Origin of the sequence: Methylibium sp. T29, from assembly GCF_000576205.1 — a bacterium.
GTDB classification, from domain to species: Bacteria; Pseudomonadota; Gammaproteobacteria; order Burkholderiales; family Burkholderiaceae_C; genus Methylibium; species Methylibium petroleiphilum.
Genome location: NZ_AZND01000558.1, coordinates 1 through 869 on the forward strand (window position 1 = coordinate 1; position 869 = coordinate 869).

At 74.0% G+C, this 869-nt stretch carries 1 protein-coding gene and 1 pseudogene; both read left to right on the top strand.

Annotated features, from left to right (window positions below):
- Window positions 1-612, top strand: a pseudogene (locus x551_RS22805) (ABC transporter ATP-binding protein); the annotation flags it as partial.
- A partial coding sequence (locus x551_RS22810) for an isochorismatase family protein (RefSeq protein WP_036252065.1) occupies window positions 609-869 on the top strand: 261 nt, incomplete at its 3' end. The pseudogene x551_RS22805 and the gene x551_RS22810, both read left to right, overlap by 4 nt.

Here is an 869-nt window from a genome sequence, read left to right on the forward strand (position 1 = left end):
CTGGCCGGCCAGGTGCGGGTGGGCGGCGTGCCCTACGGCGCGAAGCGCCACGAGAACCGCCTGCTGAAGCTGCGCGCGCTGCCCGAGGAGCCGCTGCGCAGCGCCAGCGTGGCCGAGTTGAGCGTGGCGCAGAACATGGCGCTGCGCGACTTCGACCAGCCGCCGCTGCGGCGCGGTGGCTGGCTGCGCTTCGGCGCCTGGAAGGAGCGCGCGCGCGCCTGGATCACCGAGTACGGCATCAAGACGCGCGGCGAGAACGCGCCGATCGGCTCGCTGTCGGGCGGCAACGTGCAGCGCGCTGTGCTGGCGCGCGAGCTGGCCGGCGACGTGAACGTGCTGATCGCCGCCAACCCGGTGTTCGGCCTCGACTTCGCGGCGGTGGCCGAGATCCACGCGCGGCTGCTGCAGGTGCGCGAGCGCGGCGGCGCGGTGCTGCTGATCAGCGAAGACCTCGACGAGCTGATCGAACTGGCCGACCGCATCGCGGTGATGAGCGAAGGCCGCCTCGTGTTCGAGACGCCGGCCGCCGACGTGGACCGCCACACCATCGGCGCGCACATGGGCGGCGGCGCCGACCACGGGCACGCCCAGCCGCTGCCGGAGGCCGCATGAGCACGAGCACCAGCATGAGCATCAGCATCCCCGCCGCCCCGTTCGACTACCGCCTGGCACCCGGCGCCACCGCGCTGGTCGTGATCGACATGCAGCGCGACTTCATCGAGCCCGGCGGCTTCGGCGCCTCGCTCGGCAACGACGTCTCGCTGCTGGTGCCGGCCATCGCGCCGATCGCCGCGCTGCTGGCGGCGTGGCGCGCGCGCGGCTGGCCGGTGGTGCACACCCGCGAGGCGCACAAGGCCGACCTGAGCGAC